Source organism: Parageobacillus thermoglucosidasius, from assembly GCF_001295365.1.
GTDB lineage: Bacteria > Bacillota > Bacilli > Bacillales > Anoxybacillaceae > Parageobacillus > Parageobacillus thermoglucosidasius.
Window position 1 is genome coordinate 2854236 of the sequence record NZ_CP012712.1, and the last position, 16852, is coordinate 2871087.

Consider the following 16852-nt stretch of genomic DNA (forward strand, 5'->3'; position numbering starts at 1 on the left):
TATATAACAAATTATGCCGAACAAATTCTGAGATACTAGTATTACTACAAGATATTGTATTTTCTGACTTTTTTTATAAACCGCAGGGATTGAATATATTATTGAATATATTATTGAATATATTATTAGAATAAGAGTGATCCAAAAATGGATTGTCAATATCTTGTCTTTATTTGGGTATATACTAGCATCTGCAATTACAAAGCAAAATAAGACTTCATTTTACGCTTGAAGTGCCATTTTCATTTGTTTTAAAACCGCTTCGAATTCTTCCGAAAACATTTCCCAATAAGTGAGAAAGGGGATATGCACATCCTCGTAGTAGTTTCGAATCGCCTCTCCCCCTTTTCCCTTTAAGGAGCCTTCTAAAGAAATGAACTGTTGGATGCTTTGACGAATGTTTTTCATTTGGGCGTTTTTTCTTTGCAATTCGCTGATGATTTTGTCGATTGCCTCATGCAATCCCTGAACATCTAATACTTTCATTGCTTTCCAGAATGCCCCTGATGTTTTTTCGGATCCACCTTGTCCCTGAACATCTAATACTTTCATTGCTTTCACTCCACCTTTGGTCCGTTTTTGTAGAGTGCTTTCAAACACCCGCTTCGTTCTTAATGCGATGGGCGGGAAATGCCAGTAGCTACTTCTTCGTCTGTACGGCGCATCATTTGTACAGATTGCCGTGTATCGATTTCGTTTTGTATCAATAGTTCCTGATATGCCAAGAAAGTTTGTTGCAATGCTTGCATGAGTTCATTCAGTCTTGTAACAACGTCTAGTGCATTTTCCCCACCAAGGGAAGATGGGAAAACCGGCTCCAGAGATTGCGTCGCTCTTTCCATATTGGTAATCGATCTTTCGACTTCCTCATATACGATTTTTATTTCACCGCTCATTTTGCTTACATCCTTTTCTTCATTAATTTTGCTGCTTGAGCATCTCGGCTTGCTTTGCTTCAAGATAAGCAATGGAACTTCGCAATTCGCTGATTTCGTTTTGCAGTTGGATAATCTTGTTTCGTAATGCTTGGAGTGTATCGTCAAATTGAACATGTTCTATCACGCGGTATTGCCACAGGATGCCTGAATCCCGGAGGGAATCCAATTGTTCCGCCCTATTTCCATGTCACGTCTTTGCCGTTAATTCCGGTTTTGTACATAAATGCTCTTGTTGAAAAAATTCGGACTGGCATTGGCGAAGCTGGCTTTCGCATGTCTGCCATCTCATTAACTGCCTTTCTTTTTCTCTTAAAAGAGCGTATAAGGAAGAAAGGCTCACTGGAAGGCACTCCTTCCTTTCTCCGTTTTAAAAAGAATGGGTGGTTTAAAAGAGGGGGATAATGCTATGTGGCATATCGTGAAGATAACTGTGTAAACAAATCCCTTTTTTAGATGTATTTTCCCTATTATTTTAGCAAAAAAATCTAACTTAAGCGAATAAAGATACAATTTTTGGAAAAATATTAATAATGCGCTAATACATTTTTACTAAAAACATCCAGAGGCGGTGCTTTCTTCAGTTAAAGGGGATATATCCAACAAAATCTGCCCGAGAAAACCGGGACATCCTTCCAAATCGCGCCATATTTCCTGCGCGGCGGAAAACGCCACCTTCTTCTCTTCATCCACTTCACACCGAATCCATTTCAAACGCATTGCTTTCCTTTTTTGCGTTGATCATTCATTTTTCCGTAAACCTCATCATATTTTTTCGCCAGCTCAAAATCGGCTTTGTAAGCCCTTTTGCCCGCCAAGAAGAAATTTTGCCGGTGATTTAACTTATAATTAATGGAAATGGACAGATAATGGTTTGCTTTTTCCGAAATCGCCGCACGAATCCGGTTCTTTGCAAATAGTCTTGAAAGCGGTATTTTTTTGCAATCCATCGTTCCTCCACCAGCTTCCCGCCTTCCATTCCGCGTAAAGGGGCTTGCACTTCTTCCTCTGTTAACCGCCATGACGATTTCCTCCTTGATTTTTGTATCAAAAACGGACGGACAACATCACATATCAGTGTGAAAATATAACTACATATCGCCAAAGCCTTTTACAAATCGGCAATATTATTTCGCGAATTTCGCCAATAATAGCAAAAGAAACAAAAATATAAGGCTTCTTTTCCTCTTTGTTCAGTCTTCTGATTTTGCAAGATCCTTTTAACATATTCGAGATTATCATCAGAAAAATTCCTTGCATTTGAAATAAAATCTAGCTTGTTTCCTACGAGGATTTGCATAGCTTTTGGCACTTTTTCTTCCCATTTGTCCAGCACTTATTCCAATAGCGATCGATCCATTTGGCTTGTCCTGGGCATGAAAAATTCCGCGAATCTCCCCTGTTTATCCTGTCAAAGATTTAAAATCCCTCTCGCAAGATGTAAGTACATGTTAGCAGTACTGACCGAAGCGCCTTTTTTCTTATTTTTCCATTTGTCGTTAAGTTTCCAGCAAATAAAATTTCTTGCATCACCGATAGTTAGAGTTTTTACGGTTGTTGTTTCTCGCAAAAAACGAACAAAACCATAAAGACTTTTACGTTGATTCTGTGCATCCTTCAAGTTTTTTTATTTTCAATCCAAAATTTCGGGCATCACCAATGGTGAAAGGTTTATCGGAATGACGAGCATATTTTTCGGTTTTGTTTTAGGCAAAATAAAATACGCCCCTTCCATGTTTGGCAACATGAAAGAAGGCGTAACATTTTTAAGTATTGGTTATATCTTGCCTGTTGCATCGCCCATTTACATCTTTTTCACAATGCGGAAGTATTCTTCCAGCGTTATGTTTCTTTCGAATATCACTTTCGCCGCTTTTTTGCCGACATAGCGAAGATGCCACGGTTCATATTGGTATCCGGTGATGGCTTCTTTTCCTTTCGGATAACGAATAATAAACCCGTACTCATGAGCATGAAGGGCAACCCATTTTCCCTCTTTCGTTTCCCCAAAAGCGGTCGTCAATTGATATCCAACCGCCGGGCTTGTGATGTCCATCGCCAACCCCGTTTGATGTTCGCTCTGCCCCGGCAGCGCGACTGCATGTATCGCCTTTTCTTCCCCTTTTTCTTTTACTTCTTCCGCAAATATCATTTTTTGGCGTTCATAAGAACGATAACCGGAGACAGCTACAAGCTGAATGCCGTCTTTACGGGCAGCGGCGAATAACGCTTCAAGCGCTTTTGCCGCTTCGGCGCGCATATACCGTTTATCCACGCCCGTTTCGGAAAACGAGAATGGAACGCGCGGCACCACTAAATCATCCGGCTTATACGTAGCCGGCAGCGATTGTTCTTTGTTCACAAGCGCCAATATATTGCTTGGATTCATAATGACTTTTATGCCATTTTGCACTTCGACAATATTCCAATATTCCGGTTCAAGCAATAGCTCCAGGTCCGTAGCTGGTTTCTTTTTCTCATTTTTATCGATTGCCGCATGCCCATCAACTTTATTTATGTTGTCCGCCGCTTTCTCACTCGAAAAATGGTTTGGTTGGCTGCATCCGCTAAATAAAAAAAGCAATGCAACCGCTATCCATTGAAATAGCTGTTTCATCCTTTCACCTTTTCTCTGTTTCCGCATGGCAAAAGCCGGCACGTTCTTAGATGCGAAAAAGCTTTTCCTTTCTGTGCGCGATGCGATTGCCCCGCAGTGCTCCCAGCATCAAACATCAACGGGTTTTCCTCATATACGCATACGCACGCTTGGCGCCGATTGCGCGATTATTCTACGCGAATCGCCGTTTCCAGCGCCACTTCAATCATATCGTTAAACGTTGTTTGCCGTTCTTGTGCCGTTGTTTCTTCTCCTGTTAAAATATGGTCGCTTACCGTCAGCACAGAAAGCGCTTTTCGGCCAAATTTTGCCGCCAGCGTATACAGCGCCGCTGTTTCCATCTCAACAGCTAAAACACCGTAGCGGGCCCACGTCTCCCAGTCCGGTTCGTCATTATAAAACATGTCAGCAGTAAAGACACTTCCGACCTTTAGCGGAAGCCCTTTTTCGGCGCCGACTTCATAAGCGGTCCGCAACAAAGCAAAATTTGCTGTCGGCGCATAATCCCGCCCACGGAAAGTCAAACGGTTCATGTTCGAATCCGTGGATGCGCTCATCGCCAAAATAACGTCGCGAACGTTGACATCTTTTTGAATCGCTCCGCACGTTCCAACGCGAATGAGTGTTTGTACATGATAGCTTTGGATTAATTCATTGACATAAATCGAAATCGAAGGAACTCCCATTCCTGTCCCTTGCACAGAAATGCGGTGCCCTTTGTATGTACCTGTAAATCCAAGCATGCCGCGCACGCGATTGTAGCATGTCGCTCCTTCTAAAAATGTTTCCGCGATATATTGGGCGCGGAGCGGATCACCCGGCAGCAAAATTTTCTCAGCAATTTCTTGTTGCTTTGCTTCGATATGGATGCTCAAGCAAATTCCTCCTTCGTTCGCTAACACTTCTTTGGCAGCATATCTGCCATTTTTATCATATCACACATCCATTGGAAATGGCAGCAAAAGATCAAGCATTATTTCCGCCAATCGGCTTCGTTCATTGGAAAATATCATTTGCTTTGGATCAAGTTTTTATTTGCAATTTCAGTCATTATCATCCAATAACACATGATGCGTAAAACCTCATCGTGATGAGCATACTGAATAACAAGCTGGCGAAATCTTGCCAAATTCCTAACACTCCTGTCGCACCGTTCGGAAGGAGGCGATCACTGATGAAAAAGAAATTGGAACAAGCGGTAGAATACGCAAATAAAACAAATCCGTCATCCCGTTCCAATAACCAACCGTCCACTTCGAAAAAAGAAAAAACAAAATTTTGAGGGAGAAATTTTCTCCCTTTTCTGTTTAAGACGTTTTCGAATGGTAATCATCGCGGCGGCGCGCCAAATACTTCTCATTAATATACAGCACCTTTTTATCTTTGCTTCGCGTATATTTTTTCTCCCGTTCCTTTCGTTTGCGGACAAACCAATAACCGAAGATATACATAGGAAGGACTATCTCGATCGCTCCCGCATAAACGTATAAAAACTGTTCTGTCCATTTTATTTTCGCCAGCTGCACACCGATATCACTGAACGTGTAATAGGAAGCCGCCACAATCCCCCCGGCGATGAGCACATTGACCACATGCAAAAAAGGTATGTCCTTCCAACGAAAAAACAGCCGTTCTATCCACTCTTTTGCAAATAGCAAAACAATGACAGATACGACGCTAAGCAACATCGAAACAATCAGCGCGGCCATCACCGTTTCCCCTTCCCTTTAACATCCAATGCGAAAATTTTCCACCAATGAATCCGCCGAAACCGTACAAACTAACAATGACACAATAACAAGGGAGGAAGCTGTTATGGGCAAAAAACACCGAAACCGCATCAACGGCCAAAAAAAGAATAACCATATTCCAAAAGAAGCGTTAATTGCGGAGGAAACCGCACACGCAAAAGAACACTCCGCTGCGGGAGGACGAAAAAATGGGCCAGGCCATCACGACAACCCGGATTCATAACGATGGCCCAATCCCCTCTCCATCCCAGTTTTTTCGCCGTTTCGAGACCTAATCAGCACACATATGACGGAAACCCCTTGCAAGACAACAAGGGTTATGTGGCAGGATCGACTTCATCGAAGGATAATGTCACCACTTTCGTATAATCGCCCCGGGCGATTTCTTCTTTTGTCGCTTTTTCGTTCAGCTCTTCATCATCATCAATTCCCGGAGCGATGGTCGGAAACCCGTTATCACGTTTTTTCTTTTTCAAATGACCGCCTCCCTTCCTTTATATCCATACCCGAAATTCCCGGAAACTATTCGACTTTTTTCTCCATTATACCATCGTTTTTTTATTTTTCGGATGGAATATTTCGAATTTTTTGTTAACGGATATGAATACGGCTAACTTTTTTCCATCCTCCCGGGCATAATTTGTAATACGTTTGCCCGTTCAGTCCTTCGTCAATGAAAACGATATCTCCTGTACTCATAAAACGGGCTTGGTAGTCTTCTGGCAATAAATCAGGCACGTTAAACATGCGATAAATATGTGATAATGCTTGATGGTGATTGGCCGCGCTGATAGTCAGCCTATATACTTGCCTGTATCCTTTCGCTTGTCCAAAACTCGGCGTTTGGAATATGGTGATATCATACTCGCGCTTTATATGAAGCATTTTTTTCATAAATAAATGGACCATCGACATCGCTCCTTTTTTGCCATCTTTTTATTCAATTCATATTAGTGATAAGCGATGTCGATTCCTTTAGCAAAATAGTTGTTGTTTTGTCGAATGGATCGACCGCTTGCCAGCGATTTCGCCTCCGAGCAACTGATCAACATCGCGGATCAAAGCGGCAATATTGTCATAAGGACGGTCTATTTGCAGCATTTTTCGCAATATGCACCGAGCCTCCGCGGAAAGCGGTAATTCTTCTTCCCAGCTTTTTTCTTCCTTTGTCACCGGTTCATAAGAAGAATACAATAAAAATAGAGTAAAATGCCCTAATGCATAAAAATCGCTTTTGGCGCTTGTCTCCCTCCGGAGCTGCTTTTCAAGCACATATGTTTCCAGATGAGGAATGGGTTCTCCGAAAAAACGCGCCAACCCAAAGTCAATGATAAACACCGTGCCATCACAAAGCAAAATGTTCGGAATGCGCAAATCGCGATGCACGACGCCCTTGGCGTGAATATAAGCGACCACTTCGAGCACATCGCGGAGCAAACAAAACGATTGATGCTCGGTATACGTATGCCCTTTATCAAAAATCAATGTCTCTAACGTATCCCCTTCTTTATGCTCCATCACAAGGTGTGGAATCCCTTCTTCCACAAACGTGTCATACCATTTCGGGATTTGCGGGTGCTGAAGGCGGCGAAGAATGGCCGCTTCCCGTTGAAACAACGCGCCGCTTATGTTCCGTCTCGTCCGCCCTTGCTTGACCACAACATTCCTTCCCGTCTGCAAATCGTTTGCCAGATAAGCAATGCCATAGCTTCCCATGCCGAGCTCCTCGACAATTCGATAGCGTTGCCGAAGAAGATGGCCTTTCCGATACCGCCGTTCGAATAAACGGGCGAACGAAGAGAAAAAATAAGGCAGACGCATCGTTAGCTGCCGAAAAAGCTTGAAAAGAAGCTGCCGCTATGGTGTTTCTTTTTATAATGCTTATGGCCGTATTGGGAAGGATGGATATGCGGAGAATAATGATGCGGCGCATGATAATGGTCGCTGCTGCTGTAATGGCGTTTGTGATAATGATGATGTGACATTTTTTGGTGCAAAATCGATTTAATCCATTTTTTCAACATCGTCACCGCTCCTTTTTAACAACGTTTATTTGATTTATACGAAATAAAGCAAGCACAGGTTTCGCTTTTCCGCAAAAGAAGCGCCAGGAGGGATGGAGCCCATGGAACGAAATCGTTTTTTATCCCGGATCGTTCATCCGGTGCAATCATTGTACCGTCATTTTTTATACCGGCATCATATCCATATTGCTTCTCCACCGCTGTTGCATCAGCTTGCCGAGCAATGGGAGCGCCCGTCGCATTCCCGCATTACCGAAGAAGAAGATAAACTGGTTTCTGAAATACGGCAAAAAACAGCGCGGCATAACCGCAACAACATTACGCGGACAGCGGCCTATTGGTCGTTTTTCGAGCGTCACTCCGAAGTCCATTGGGCGCTTTTGGCGCATATCGTTTCCCGAAATGGCGGATGGAATATGACCGATTTGCAGGGAAGCGTCATTCCCCGCCTTCTTCCCGCCACATCGACTCACCCGCTGTTTTTATTTTTGGAAAGGGCGAATGCGCTGATTTTTCATGACGCTTACCCCCAGTTGCTGTTATATGAGCAAAGCAAACAACTGGAAAAACCATTATTCCATTTGCTCCCTTTATTTTCTGTTTCTTCCTTCATGAGACCGTTTTGGGAATATTTTTTTGAAACAAAAAATTCGCCAGTCATCACCGTGGCATTAATCATTAACGAACAACAGTACATTCAAAAAAGAGTGATCGAAAATCGCTTTTTTCAAGCGCGCGTGCTCAAGACAATGCCGTTTATTGCCGAGCAATGGCTCGGTTTTAACGATGTGCTCATTCCGTATAAGGATGGCCGCCACGTCCGTCTTGCCGGCACAACTATCCGCGATTTTGCCGATGTCCATCACCGCATTCATATTGGCAAAACGCTTTACAGCATATTGTTTTTCCAAAAACGGCTTGCCAAGCGCGCCTGCCAATTTGCGTCACAAACGGCGCATACCGGTTCACGTGCCGATTTTTGGCCGCAGCTGTTCTCGCCTGAAAAAACCGATTCCTTCCGCATTTACAGTCCGCGTCTGGAAGCAGTGTGGCCGGACATCCGCCATCCGTTTTCCGACCGCCGTGACTGGTTTACCGATAAAACGATCATCAAAATGATGGAAACAATCCCTGTGATAAAAGAAAAGGATATGACAACCAACTATATGCATAACATTCAAACACTAAAAATGGCCGCCTCAGCGATTCCATAATAAAACGACGAGCGGTGTCACTCGTCGCTGTCTCCGGTGTCAAGCTCCTCATCAATGATGCATTTTTCCAGTAAATAATCAAACGTAATATCCGCCAGTTCTTCTAATTCCGTCTGTGTCGGCACAAAACCGCGGCGGATCAATTCGCGATAGAAAAATTCGGCAATTTCTTCCGTATCAATGACGACTTCAATCTCCTTCACTGCATTCGCCCCCTTTGTAATGTTTTATGTGCGCTGGCACTTTTTTATGTCAAAAGAATTTGCTTATCTATGTACTAATCTTCCCTTTTAATCCAAACATTAATATGGTCAAGCGGCCAGCACCAATAAAAAAAGAACGGTTGCAAGCGTCTGCCCAATTAATGTTGCAAAAAAGCATCGCCCGCGCGCCAGCCATTCCGCACAGCAAAGCGCCACTTATCAGCATCCCTTTCCGGCATTAAGCGGGTACAAAGGAGCGGGCGCTTCCGCCAATCCAAAAACCGCTTTTGTTAACATAAGAAGACGGTTACGCCTCCTGTAAAAACTGTTCCCACAGCTCATCAAATACCGCCATGCTATCTAAGTAATCGCCGTTTAACTCTAAATATCGGCTGATTTCATGATAATCGGCTGACATTTTCGGAAACCCGTGATCCAAATATGCCCCATTCGCAAACCGAACGAACGGGTCCTCTTTTTTTCCGTTGCGAAATTTTAATACATAATGGTAAAATGAACGCGCCATTGCCCTTCATCCTCTTTCTATTTTTTCTTTGTTGCCATTTTAACGAGTTTGCGCGGTTTTGTGAAGTGCTTATTGCAACATCCCATTAATTGCTCTGCTCATTCATAATGCTTTTATGAATCCAAATCGCCGCCTGCGCCCCTTCCCCCATGGCGATCGTTACTTGTTCCGAATGAACGCCGATGTCGCCTGCCGCCCAAATATTCGGGACGTTCGTTTGCTTCGTCCGCGGATTTGTGGGAATATGCTTATTTTCTAACCGCTCCACGCCAAGCTGTTTTGCAAGCTCTGTATTGACCTGGTTATGGCCAAATGCGATAAACCCTCGCTCAGCGAAAATTTCCGTACCGTTTTGCAAACGGACGCCGCAAAACATCACCTCTTTCCCTTCCTCAACTAAAACGGATTCGATCGGTTCGCGAATGTAATGGATGCTTCGCTCGGATAACTGCTTCCGCCACTTCTCCGGCAGTTCTTCGCCATCATGATTCACATAAATAATGTCCTTTGTCCAATACAGCAATGTGATTGCCATGCTTGCCCCAGCGACGCCCGCTCCGAGCACGATCACTTTTTTGTTTGTTACTTCATATCCGTCGCAGTCCGGGCAAACGTAAATGCTCGTTCCTAAACATGGAATAAGATTAGAGATGGGCGGAATCCGGTCTTTCACTCCTGTCGCCAACAGCAGCCGTTTGCTTTCATATGTCTTTCCGCTTTTGCCAAACAGAATGAATCGCCCGCCTTTTTTCTCCGCCGCCGTTACCTCATCATCGGCAAAATGCACTCCCAAACGTTCCGCTTGTTTTCTGCCAAGCGCGCGCAGCGTTTCTCCGCTCACGCCGTCAGGCCAGCCGAGCAAATTATGATATGCGCGGCAAAGCGTGGAACGGCCGTTATTGGCATCGATTACAAGAATGCGGTGATGGTAGCGGCCGAGCTGAATCGCCGCCTGCAATCCGGCAATGCCGCCCCCGATAATGATGCATTCGTACATCGCATTTCACATCCCATCATTGTTTTTACTTTTTATTGTTCGTTACTGATTCGTATTCATTCACTTCACAAAAAAAAGCTGCCTCCGTAAAAGAGACAGCGTCACTCAACCATTAACAAACAACTTGCTGTTCTTCGGCAAAATCGATTTCAAAGCCAAGATCCTCCAGCATCCGGTAATCTTCCGATTTTTCTTGGCCAGCAGTTGTTAAATAATCGCCAACAAAAATGGAGTTTGCCGCATATAAGCCAAGCGGCTGAAGCGAGCGCAAATTCACTTCCCGCCCGCCGGCGATGCGAATTTCTTTTGTTGGATTCATATAGCGGAACAATGCCAATACTTTTAAACAATAGCGCGGATCGAGTTCATTCGTTCCCGCCAGCGGCGTGCCATCAATCGCATGCAAAAAGTTAACAGGAATCGAATCCGCATCAAGAATGCGCAAGCTCCGCGCCATGTTAATGACATCTTGCTTCGTTTCTCTCATGCCGATAATAACGCCAGAACAAGGGGAAATGCCCGCTTGTTTCACCGTTTCCACCGTTCTTACGCGATCATCATATGTATGAGAAGTCGTGATGTTCGGGTGGTGTTCTTTCGATGTGTTAATATTGTGGTTATAGCGGTCGACTCCCGCTTCTTTCAAGCGCGCTGCTTGTTCCGGCTTTAAGATGCCAAGGCATGCACAAATTTTCAAACCGAAGCGCTCTTTAATTTCTTTGACCGCAGAAACGACCGTATCGATTTCTTTTTCGCTCGGACCGCGGCCGCTCGCGACAATACAGTATGTTCCTATGCGCATGCGATATGCTTCTTCCGCTCCGCGAATGAGCGTTTCTTTATCCACCATTTTATACGTTTTTACCGGCGCTGTCGAAACGGCAGACTGCGCGCAATATCCGCAGTTTTCCGGACAAAGCCCCGATTTCGCGTTAATAATCATATTTAACTTTACTTTATTGCCGTAATAGGTGCGGCGAATATTGTACGCGCCCTGCATCAGCAACAGCAGCTCCTCATCAGGACAGTCTAATATCGCCAGCGCTTCTTCATCGGTCAATTCATGCCCTGCAATGACACGATCGGCCAATGCTAGCCAATTGATCATTCTCCCTCTCCCCTTTCCATATGATTACATTTATCGTAGCGGAAGAGGAGTTATATTGTCAACCAAAATATTTTTTCGGTTAACTGTTAAACCATTATCCATCCAAGTTGCAGAATGAATGTTGCTGGACCGGTTAACCCCAATATTTCGTCAAGATGGCCAGCATAAAATGTTTACTCCATTTATTTCGTTAATTTTTCAACGATATCGCGGGCGATCCATACGCCGCAGGCGCTCGCTTGGGCAAGACCGCGCGTTATGCCGGCACCATCGCCGCCGACGTACAAGCCGGAAATTTCTGTCTCAAACCGGTCGTTTAATTTCGGACGGGCGGAATAAAATTTCGCTTCGACGCCATAAAAAAGCGTATGCTCGGAAGCAATTCCCGGAGTGACATGATTGAGCGCTTCTGTCATTTCAATAATGCTTTTCATCGTATTATACGGGAGGACAAGACCTAAGTCGCCAGGCACTGCTTCTTTCAGCGTCGGCTCGATAAACCCTTCTTTGATCCGTTTTTCCGTAGAACGTCTCCCTTTTAAAATGTCGCCGTACTTTTGCACGATGATGCCGCCGTTTGATAGCGCATTAGCGAGCCGGGAAATTTCACGGGCGTACTCATTTGGCTTATCAAACGGCTCGGAAAACTTGTGCGATACAAGAAGCGCAAAATTGGTGTTATTGCTGCCAAGTTCCGGGTCTTTATAGGCGTGGCCATTGGCGAGCATAATGCCGGAATGGTTTTCCACAACGACATGCCCTGACGGATTGCTGCAAAACGTGCGTACTTGCGTGCCGACCGATGTGTTGAAAATAAATTTTCCCTCATATAAGTGTTCATTAATCTCTTCCATGACAATGTTTGATGTTTCGACACGCACCCCGATATCCACTTGGTTGTTGATCATGCGCAAGCGGCGTTTCCGCAATATTTTGCTCAGCCATGCCGAGCCGTCGCGCCCCGGTGCGATGACGACTTTTTCCGCCGTCAGCGTTTCGCCGCTTTTCAGGACTACTCCTGTCACACGATGCCCATCGTTCGTTTTTTCCGTGATAATATCATCGACTTCCGTTTTAAAACGCATCGCAATCCGCTCATGCAAATATTCAAAAATGCTTTTTAAAATTTCTAAGTTTTGTTCCGTTCCTAAATGGCGGACATAGGCGCGAAGCAGCTTCAGCCCGGCGGCGTAAGCGCGGCGTTCAATGTCTTTCACTTTCTCCGTCATCGGATCGGTAAGTGATGTCGTCGCTCCATGCTTTAAGTTAATTTCGTCGACATAGCGAATAAGTTCCAGCACTTTAGACGCTGGCAAATAATCGGTCATCCAGCCGCCGAATTCGCTTGTAATATTAAATTTGCCGTCCGAATAAGCGCCGGCCCCGCCGAAACCGTTCGTGATCGAGCATGCCGGCACGCAGCCGGCGTAATCTTTTTTGCCGGCCGGCGGCGGGCATTTCTCGATTTTTTTCTGAAGAATCGGGCAATTCCGCTTATATATGTCATGTCCTTTATCAATCAATAGAACATTTGCTCCCGGAAGTTTCAGCGTTAATTCATAGCACGCAAAAATTCCCGCCGGCCCTGCGCCGACGACGATCACATCGTAATGGTTGTTCATCTGTCCATCCCCCATTTTCCGTATTCCATTTGTAACTATACTAATAATTTTTTGTCTCGTCAATATAAAATACGAACTTTTAAATGATTTTATATAAAAAATGTTCGTTTTTAATCACTTGTTTTCCCCTCATAAAATTGATAAGTTGATAGAGTAACAAAAAGAAAGGGTGTGAACAGATGAAATTTTTCGTTAAAAATTTTATTAACGGCGTGATAACGATCGTCCCGATTATTTTGGCGGTATATGTATGCTATAAAGTGTTTGCCTTTTTGGATGGGCTGCTTGGCCGCTACGTACGCCCGTATTTCAAAGAAGACTACATACCGGGAATCGGAATATTGTGCACTGTCATTCTCATTACCGTTCTTGGCTGGCTGTCAACGCAATACGTGAGCGGGCGCGTGATCCGGCTGATCGACCGCTTGTTAGAAAGCATCCCGTTAATTAAAACGGTTTATTCAGTAATCAAAGATACCATTGCTTCTTTTGCCGGCGAAAAACGGTCATTTTCCAAAGTAGTGCTCGTGGAATTGCCTAACACCGGAATGAAATGCCTTGGGTTTATCACGTCAGAGGAGGTCGAAAACTGGCTTAATCCGCTTGCCGGCCATGTTGCCGTCTATATTCCGCAAACATTCCAAGTCGCGGGCATTACTTTTTTAGTCCCGAAACAGCAAGTACAAATCATTGATATGAAACCAGAAGAGGCAATGAAATTCGTTCTTTCCGGCGGAATGGCTTCAGCTAAAAAGAAAGGGCTGCCCGAATAAAAGGCAGCCCTTTTGCCGCATCATAAAAAATACCGCTTTTTCCAAAAGATAAATGCAGTAACCGTCGACAACAAAGCAGCGATCAGCATCGCCACCATAAACGCATATGGGGAATGCTGATACGGAATCGGCACATTCATGCCATAAAAACTCGCCACCATCGTCGGCAAGGAAATGACAATCGTGATCGCCGTTAAAAACTTCATGACAATGTTTAAGTTATTCGAGATGACCGAAGCGAACGCGTTCATCATTCCGCTTAAAATGCTGCTGTATACTTCCGCCATTTCAATGGCCTGCTTGTTTTCGATAATGACGTCTTGCAACAAATCTTGGTCATCTTCGTACATGCGCAAGTAGTTAAGGCGCAACAAGCGCTCCATCACAACATTGTTCGCTTTGAGCGATGTCATGAAATATACTAAGCTTTTTTCCATGCTGAGAAGCGAAAACAGCTCTTTATTTTTCATTGACTGATGCAGTTCTTTTTCAATTTCGCTCGTTCTTCGGTTAATTTGTTTCAAATAGCGCAAATAATATGTCGCGATCATATATAACATTTGCAACGCAAATCTCGTCTTCATGAATGTGTAAAAATTTTTGATTTTATTTTTGGAAAACTCCTCAAAAATCGGATTTTCTTGAAGGCAAACGGTTATAAAGCATCTATCGGTGATGATCATGCCGATCGGAATCGTTTCATACATTGGCCCATCTACTTCATCATTGGCGGCAATCGGAATATCGACGATAATCAACACGTGATTGTCTTCTTTTTCGACGCGCGACCGCTCCTCATCGTCGAGCGCGTCTTTGATCGAATCGATCGGAATATCCAGATGATTAGCGATATAGCGGATTTCGTCTTCCGTCGGCGCTACTAGGTTAATCCAGCAGCCATTTTTAATTTCATCAATTTCTGTCATTTTGCCGTTGGCATCGGATAAATACATTTTCATCATACGCATCCTTCCTCCTTTTCATCGCGAGGAAGTTTGCTCTTCTCCTTTTTCGATCGGAGCCCGTTTTCGTACGATGAGTAGCTCGATGATCGAAAAAGAAGAAGACGGCGCTCCCCCGCTATATTCCGGCTCTGGTTCACTCGAACTTCGACTACTCATATACGAAAACGTCACTCCTTTCGTAAAAAGTATTCCTCGATTAATAATAACGTTGAATGGCGCATTTGTATAGAGGGTTTCCAAAGAAAAAGCAGCCTGCCGGCTACTTTTTCTTTATTCACTCGATGGCGTTGTGTTAAAAAAATCACGCTGATGTTGTTTCACTTTGCCGCTATTGGATCGTTTTTTCTGTTTTTTTCCCATCGCTCCATCGGACTCATAACTCAGCGGAAACGGCTGTTTTTTCTTCATTGTTGCCCTCCTTTTTCACTTCTCTTTTTACTTTTTGCCAATGAAACACGATTTAGTCAAAAATGTCATCAGATATTCATTAACTTTTTACATAGTATCGCTTTCTCCCTTTATAATAAAAACAAGGAGGGTGCGGAAATGGAAATTATTTTGACACCAAAAGCATTCACATGGTACAAGGAAGAACTTAATCTGCAAAATGGCGATGCCGTCCGCTTTTTCGCGCGCTACGGCGGATGCAGCACTGTACAAAAAGGGTTTTCTCTCGGTGTGGCCAAAGATGACCCGATCGAGCCAGGAGCGCAAACAACTATCGATGGAATCACCTTTTTTGTTGAAGATCGTGACATATGGTATTTTGATGGCCATAATTTAGTCATCGATTTTAATGAGCAGGCAAATGAGCCGGTTTTTGTCATTGAATAAACTTCTGCGCCTGCGTTTTGGGAAAAGACGGATCGGGAATGGTGAAATCCCTCCGTTTTTTTTCATCATTGCTGATGCTTAAAAATAAAAAAGCTAGCAAAAGCTAGCTTTTTTTGATCACGGCAATCGTACAACGCGAAACAGAGACGAGGCGCTGTTGTTCATCGACGATTTTAATATCCCATACCATCGTCCTTTTGCCGCGGTGAAGGATAGTGCCTGTTGCGGTGACAGTGCCGCTCCGGACGGCGCGGATATGGTTGGCGTTTATTTCTAAACCGACGACGCTTTCCGTTTCTTGGTCGACAAGCGCATATGCGCCGAGGCTTGCCACCGTTTCCGCCAAGGCGACAGACGCGCCGCCATGAAGAAGCCCGAACGGCTGATGCGTACGGTAATCAACCGGCATCGTCGCCACCACGCGCCCTTCTCCCAGCTCGGTAATCTCAATGCCTAATGCTTCTAATAGCGTTCCTTTCCCGATCTCTTTTAAATGGGCCAAATTCACTTTTCTCCCTCCCCTTTACTTGCTAACCGAAACCGTTTCAGATGATCAGCCAAACCCTCTTGCCGCAAAATCATGATTTGCTTTTCTCCAAGCAAATCAAAGTGCGGAAAGCGATTGCGCTTGTGGATCCATTCCCGGCGCAATCCGTATTTTTCTCCCCATGCGGCAAGTTTTTCGATGTCTGAACAACCGACTTTTGTTACCGTCGTATATTGCGGAAACCGTTCGTCATACCAATAATGAGTTAAGAACGCGATTTCCCCTTTTTCTACTTTCTCTTTCCATTCGGTTAATTCCTGCCTGCGGATGCCGAAAGCCATCGTATGTATCTCCTTTACTTTTTCGCTCGTTCATATGCTTCATGCCAATCCGGAAAATATTTGCGAATGACAATCGGGCGAAACGTATCGCGCTTGACGCAAACATGCTGCGATTTTCCCGTCACGGCAATTTCTCCGTCCGGCGTTAAAATTTCGTACCCATAGGTGACGCGAATGCCGTCATAAGATTCGATCCATGTGCGGACGGTCGCCGTCTCCCCGTAGTGGAGCGGTTTTTTGTAGGAAACTTGCAGATCGACAACGGGAGAAATGATTCCTTCTTTCTCCATATCGGCATAATGAAAGCCTAACTGTTTGATCAGCTCCGTGCGCCCGACTTCCATCCAGACGAGATAATTGGCATGGTAAACCACCCCCATCTGATCGGTTTCCGCATAACGTACTTCAATTTGTTTTTCAACGACTTTCATTCCTTTCTCCCTCCGTTACCATCT

Annotated in this window: 26 protein-coding genes and 1 pseudogene; 4 read left to right on the plus strand and 23 right to left on the minus strand. The window is 44.4% G+C overall.

Annotation, left to right across the window (positions count from 1 at the left end; all coding sequences use genetic code 11):
* Positions 1–222: 222 nt before the first annotated feature.
* From AOT13_RS14000 to AOT13_RS14035, 8 genes and pseudogenes are all read right to left on the minus strand, one after another.
* Positions 223–552, minus strand: a complete 330-nt coding sequence (locus AOT13_RS14000; protein ID WP_003250105.1) for a T7SS effector LXG polymorphic toxin — start codon at positions 550–552, stop codon at positions 223–225.
* A 59-nt stretch (positions 553–611) separates the two neighbouring features.
* Positions 612–896 carry a YwqI/YxiC family protein gene (locus AOT13_RS14005; protein WP_045844675.1) on the minus strand — a complete coding sequence of 95 codons (285 nt, stop codon included), beginning with the start codon at positions 894–896 and terminating at the stop codon, positions 612–614.
* A 229-nt stretch (positions 897–1125) separates the two neighbouring features.
* Positions 1126–1278, minus strand: coding sequence for a hypothetical protein (locus tag AOT13_RS20155; protein WP_155267342.1), 153 nt, complete (start codon positions 1276–1278; stop codon positions 1126–1128).
* Positions 1279–1487: 209 nt separating this feature from the next.
* Positions 1488–1655 (minus strand): DUF4937 domain-containing protein, encoded by a 168-nt coding sequence (locus AOT13_RS20160; protein WP_013400688.1) that lies wholly within the window; start codon positions 1653–1655, stop codon positions 1488–1490.
* A pseudogene (locus AOT13_RS14015) lies at positions 1646–1914 on the minus strand (4a-hydroxytetrahydrobiopterin dehydratase). The gene AOT13_RS20160 and the pseudogene AOT13_RS14015 overlap by 10 nt, the downstream one beginning before the upstream one ends.
* Before the next feature lie 825 nt (positions 1915–2739).
* Positions 2740–3552 (minus strand): M15 family metallopeptidase, encoded by an 813-nt coding sequence (locus AOT13_RS14025; protein ID WP_013400687.1) that lies wholly within the window; start codon positions 3550–3552, stop codon positions 2740–2742.
* Positions 3553–3719: 167 nt separating this feature from the next.
* Positions 3720–4427: a purine-nucleoside phosphorylase gene (deoD, locus tag AOT13_RS14030; RefSeq protein WP_013400686.1), complete on the minus strand. Its 708-nt coding sequence runs from the start codon at positions 4425–4427 to the stop codon at positions 3720–3722.
* Positions 4428–4859: 432 nt separating this feature from the next.
* Positions 4860–5261, minus strand: a complete 402-nt coding sequence (locus tag AOT13_RS14035; RefSeq protein WP_013400685.1) for a hypothetical protein — start codon at positions 5259–5261, stop codon at positions 4860–4862.
* 106 nt (positions 5262–5367) lie between these two features.
* Between AOT13_RS14035 and AOT13_RS20625 the strand changes: the two genes are divergently transcribed.
* On the plus strand, positions 5368–5526 hold the full coding sequence (locus AOT13_RS20625; RefSeq protein WP_013400684.1) for a hypothetical protein: 159 nt from the start codon (positions 5368–5370) through the stop codon (positions 5524–5526).
* Positions 5527–5620: 94 nt separating this feature from the next.
* On the opposite strand, the gene AOT13_RS20630 is transcribed toward AOT13_RS20625, so the two are convergent.
* The 4 genes from AOT13_RS20630 to AOT13_RS14050 form a co-directional block, all read right to left on the minus strand.
* On the minus strand, positions 5621–5779 hold the full coding sequence (locus AOT13_RS20630; protein WP_013400683.1) for a hypothetical protein: 159 nt from the start codon (positions 5777–5779) through the stop codon (positions 5621–5623).
* Positions 5780–5894: 115 nt separating this feature from the next.
* Positions 5895–6212, minus strand: a complete 318-nt coding sequence (locus tag AOT13_RS14040) for a YodL domain-containing protein (protein ID WP_003250090.1) — start codon at positions 6210–6212, stop codon at positions 5895–5897.
* A 66-nt stretch (positions 6213–6278) separates the two neighbouring features.
* Positions 6279–7124 carry a serine/threonine protein kinase gene (locus AOT13_RS14045; protein WP_013400682.1) on the minus strand — a complete coding sequence of 282 codons (846 nt, stop codon included), beginning with the start codon at positions 7122–7124 and terminating at the stop codon, positions 6279–6281.
* 2 nt (positions 7125–7126) lie between these two features.
* Positions 7127–7327 carry a hypothetical protein gene (locus tag AOT13_RS14050; RefSeq protein ID WP_013400681.1) on the minus strand — a complete coding sequence of 67 codons (201 nt, stop codon included), beginning with the start codon at positions 7325–7327 and terminating at the stop codon, positions 7127–7129.
* 101 nt (positions 7328–7428) lie between these two features.
* Between AOT13_RS14050 and AOT13_RS14055 the strand changes: the two genes are divergently transcribed.
* The gene (locus AOT13_RS14055) at positions 7429–8541 is read left to right on the plus strand and encodes a DUF2515 domain-containing protein (RefSeq protein ID WP_042383748.1); all 1113 of its coding nucleotides are present in this window, start codon (positions 7429–7431) and stop codon (positions 8539–8541) included.
* A 17-nt stretch (positions 8542–8558) separates the two neighbouring features.
* On the opposite strand, the gene AOT13_RS14060 is transcribed toward AOT13_RS14055, so the two are convergent.
* From AOT13_RS14060 to AOT13_RS14080, 5 genes are all read right to left on the minus strand, one after another.
* The gene (locus tag AOT13_RS14060; RefSeq protein WP_003250082.1) at positions 8559–8744 is read right to left on the minus strand and encodes a YozD family protein; all 186 of its coding nucleotides are present in this window, start codon (positions 8742–8744) and stop codon (positions 8559–8561) included.
* Between the two features lie 307 nt (positions 8745–9051).
* Positions 9052–9270, minus strand: coding sequence for a YozE family protein (locus AOT13_RS14065; protein WP_013876832.1), 219 nt, complete (start codon positions 9268–9270; stop codon positions 9052–9054).
* Positions 9271–9355: 85 nt separating this feature from the next.
* Positions 9356–10267, minus strand: a complete 912-nt coding sequence (locus AOT13_RS14070; protein ID WP_042383751.1) for an NAD(P)/FAD-dependent oxidoreductase — start codon at positions 10265–10267, stop codon at positions 9356–9358.
* A gap of 112 nt (positions 10268–10379) precedes the next feature.
* Positions 10380–11375 carry a biotin synthase BioB gene (gene bioB / locus AOT13_RS14075; protein ID WP_013876831.1) on the minus strand — a complete coding sequence of 332 codons (996 nt, stop codon included), beginning with the start codon at positions 11373–11375 and terminating at the stop codon, positions 10380–10382.
* Between the two features lie 182 nt (positions 11376–11557).
* Entirely contained in the window at positions 11558–12997 is a 1440-nt protein-coding gene (locus AOT13_RS14080; protein WP_013400678.1) for an NAD(P)/FAD-dependent oxidoreductase, read from the minus strand.
* A 179-nt stretch (positions 12998–13176) separates the two neighbouring features.
* Here AOT13_RS14080 and AOT13_RS14085 point away from each other — a divergent pair, with 179 nt between their 5' ends.
* Positions 13177–13770 carry a DUF502 domain-containing protein gene (locus AOT13_RS14085; RefSeq protein ID WP_013400677.1) on the plus strand — a complete coding sequence of 198 codons (594 nt, stop codon included), beginning with the start codon at positions 13177–13179 and terminating at the stop codon, positions 13768–13770.
* A gap of 20 nt (positions 13771–13790) precedes the next feature.
* Here the strand turns inward: AOT13_RS14085 and AOT13_RS14090 are convergent, their stop codons facing one another.
* The 3 genes from AOT13_RS14090 to AOT13_RS20640 all read right to left on the minus strand — a co-directional run bounded on the left by AOT13_RS14090 (position 13791) and on the right by AOT13_RS20640 (position 15143).
* The gene (locus AOT13_RS14090) at positions 13791–14732 is read right to left on the minus strand and encodes a magnesium transporter CorA family protein (protein ID WP_003250073.1); all 942 of its coding nucleotides are present in this window, start codon (positions 14730–14732) and stop codon (positions 13791–13793) included.
* 18 nt (positions 14733–14750) lie between these two features.
* Positions 14751–14891: a hypothetical protein gene (locus AOT13_RS20165; protein ID WP_155267343.1), complete on the minus strand. Its 141-nt coding sequence runs from the start codon at positions 14889–14891 to the stop codon at positions 14751–14753.
* Positions 14892–15005: 114 nt separating this feature from the next.
* Positions 15006–15143, minus strand: a complete 138-nt coding sequence (locus AOT13_RS20640) for a hypothetical protein (protein WP_013400676.1) — start codon at positions 15141–15143, stop codon at positions 15006–15008.
* A 138-nt stretch (positions 15144–15281) separates the two neighbouring features.
* Between AOT13_RS20640 and AOT13_RS14095 the strand changes: the two genes are divergently transcribed.
* Entirely contained in the window at positions 15282–15569 is a 288-nt protein-coding gene (locus AOT13_RS14095; RefSeq protein ID WP_003250072.1) for a HesB/YadR/YfhF family protein, read from the plus strand.
* A gap of 103 nt (positions 15570–15672) precedes the next feature.
* Here AOT13_RS14095 and AOT13_RS14100 read toward each other — a convergent pair whose 3' ends face one another.
* From AOT13_RS14100 to AOT13_RS14110, 3 genes are read right to left on the minus strand one after another with little or no spacing between them, the layout of a single operon-like run.
* Positions 15673–16077 carry a hotdog fold thioesterase gene (locus AOT13_RS14100; protein WP_003250071.1) on the minus strand — a complete coding sequence of 135 codons (405 nt, stop codon included), beginning with the start codon at positions 16075–16077 and terminating at the stop codon, positions 15673–15675.
* Positions 16074–16397 carry a hypothetical protein gene (locus AOT13_RS14105; protein WP_003250070.1) on the minus strand — a complete coding sequence of 108 codons (324 nt, stop codon included), beginning with the start codon at positions 16395–16397 and terminating at the stop codon, positions 16074–16076. Before AOT13_RS14105 ends, AOT13_RS14100 begins: the two co-directional genes overlap by 4 nt.
* 14 nt (positions 16398–16411) lie before the next feature.
* Positions 16412–16828, minus strand: coding sequence for an acyl-CoA thioesterase (locus AOT13_RS14110; RefSeq protein ID WP_003250069.1), 417 nt, complete (start codon positions 16826–16828; stop codon positions 16412–16414).
* Positions 16829–16852: the final 24 nt, after the last annotated feature.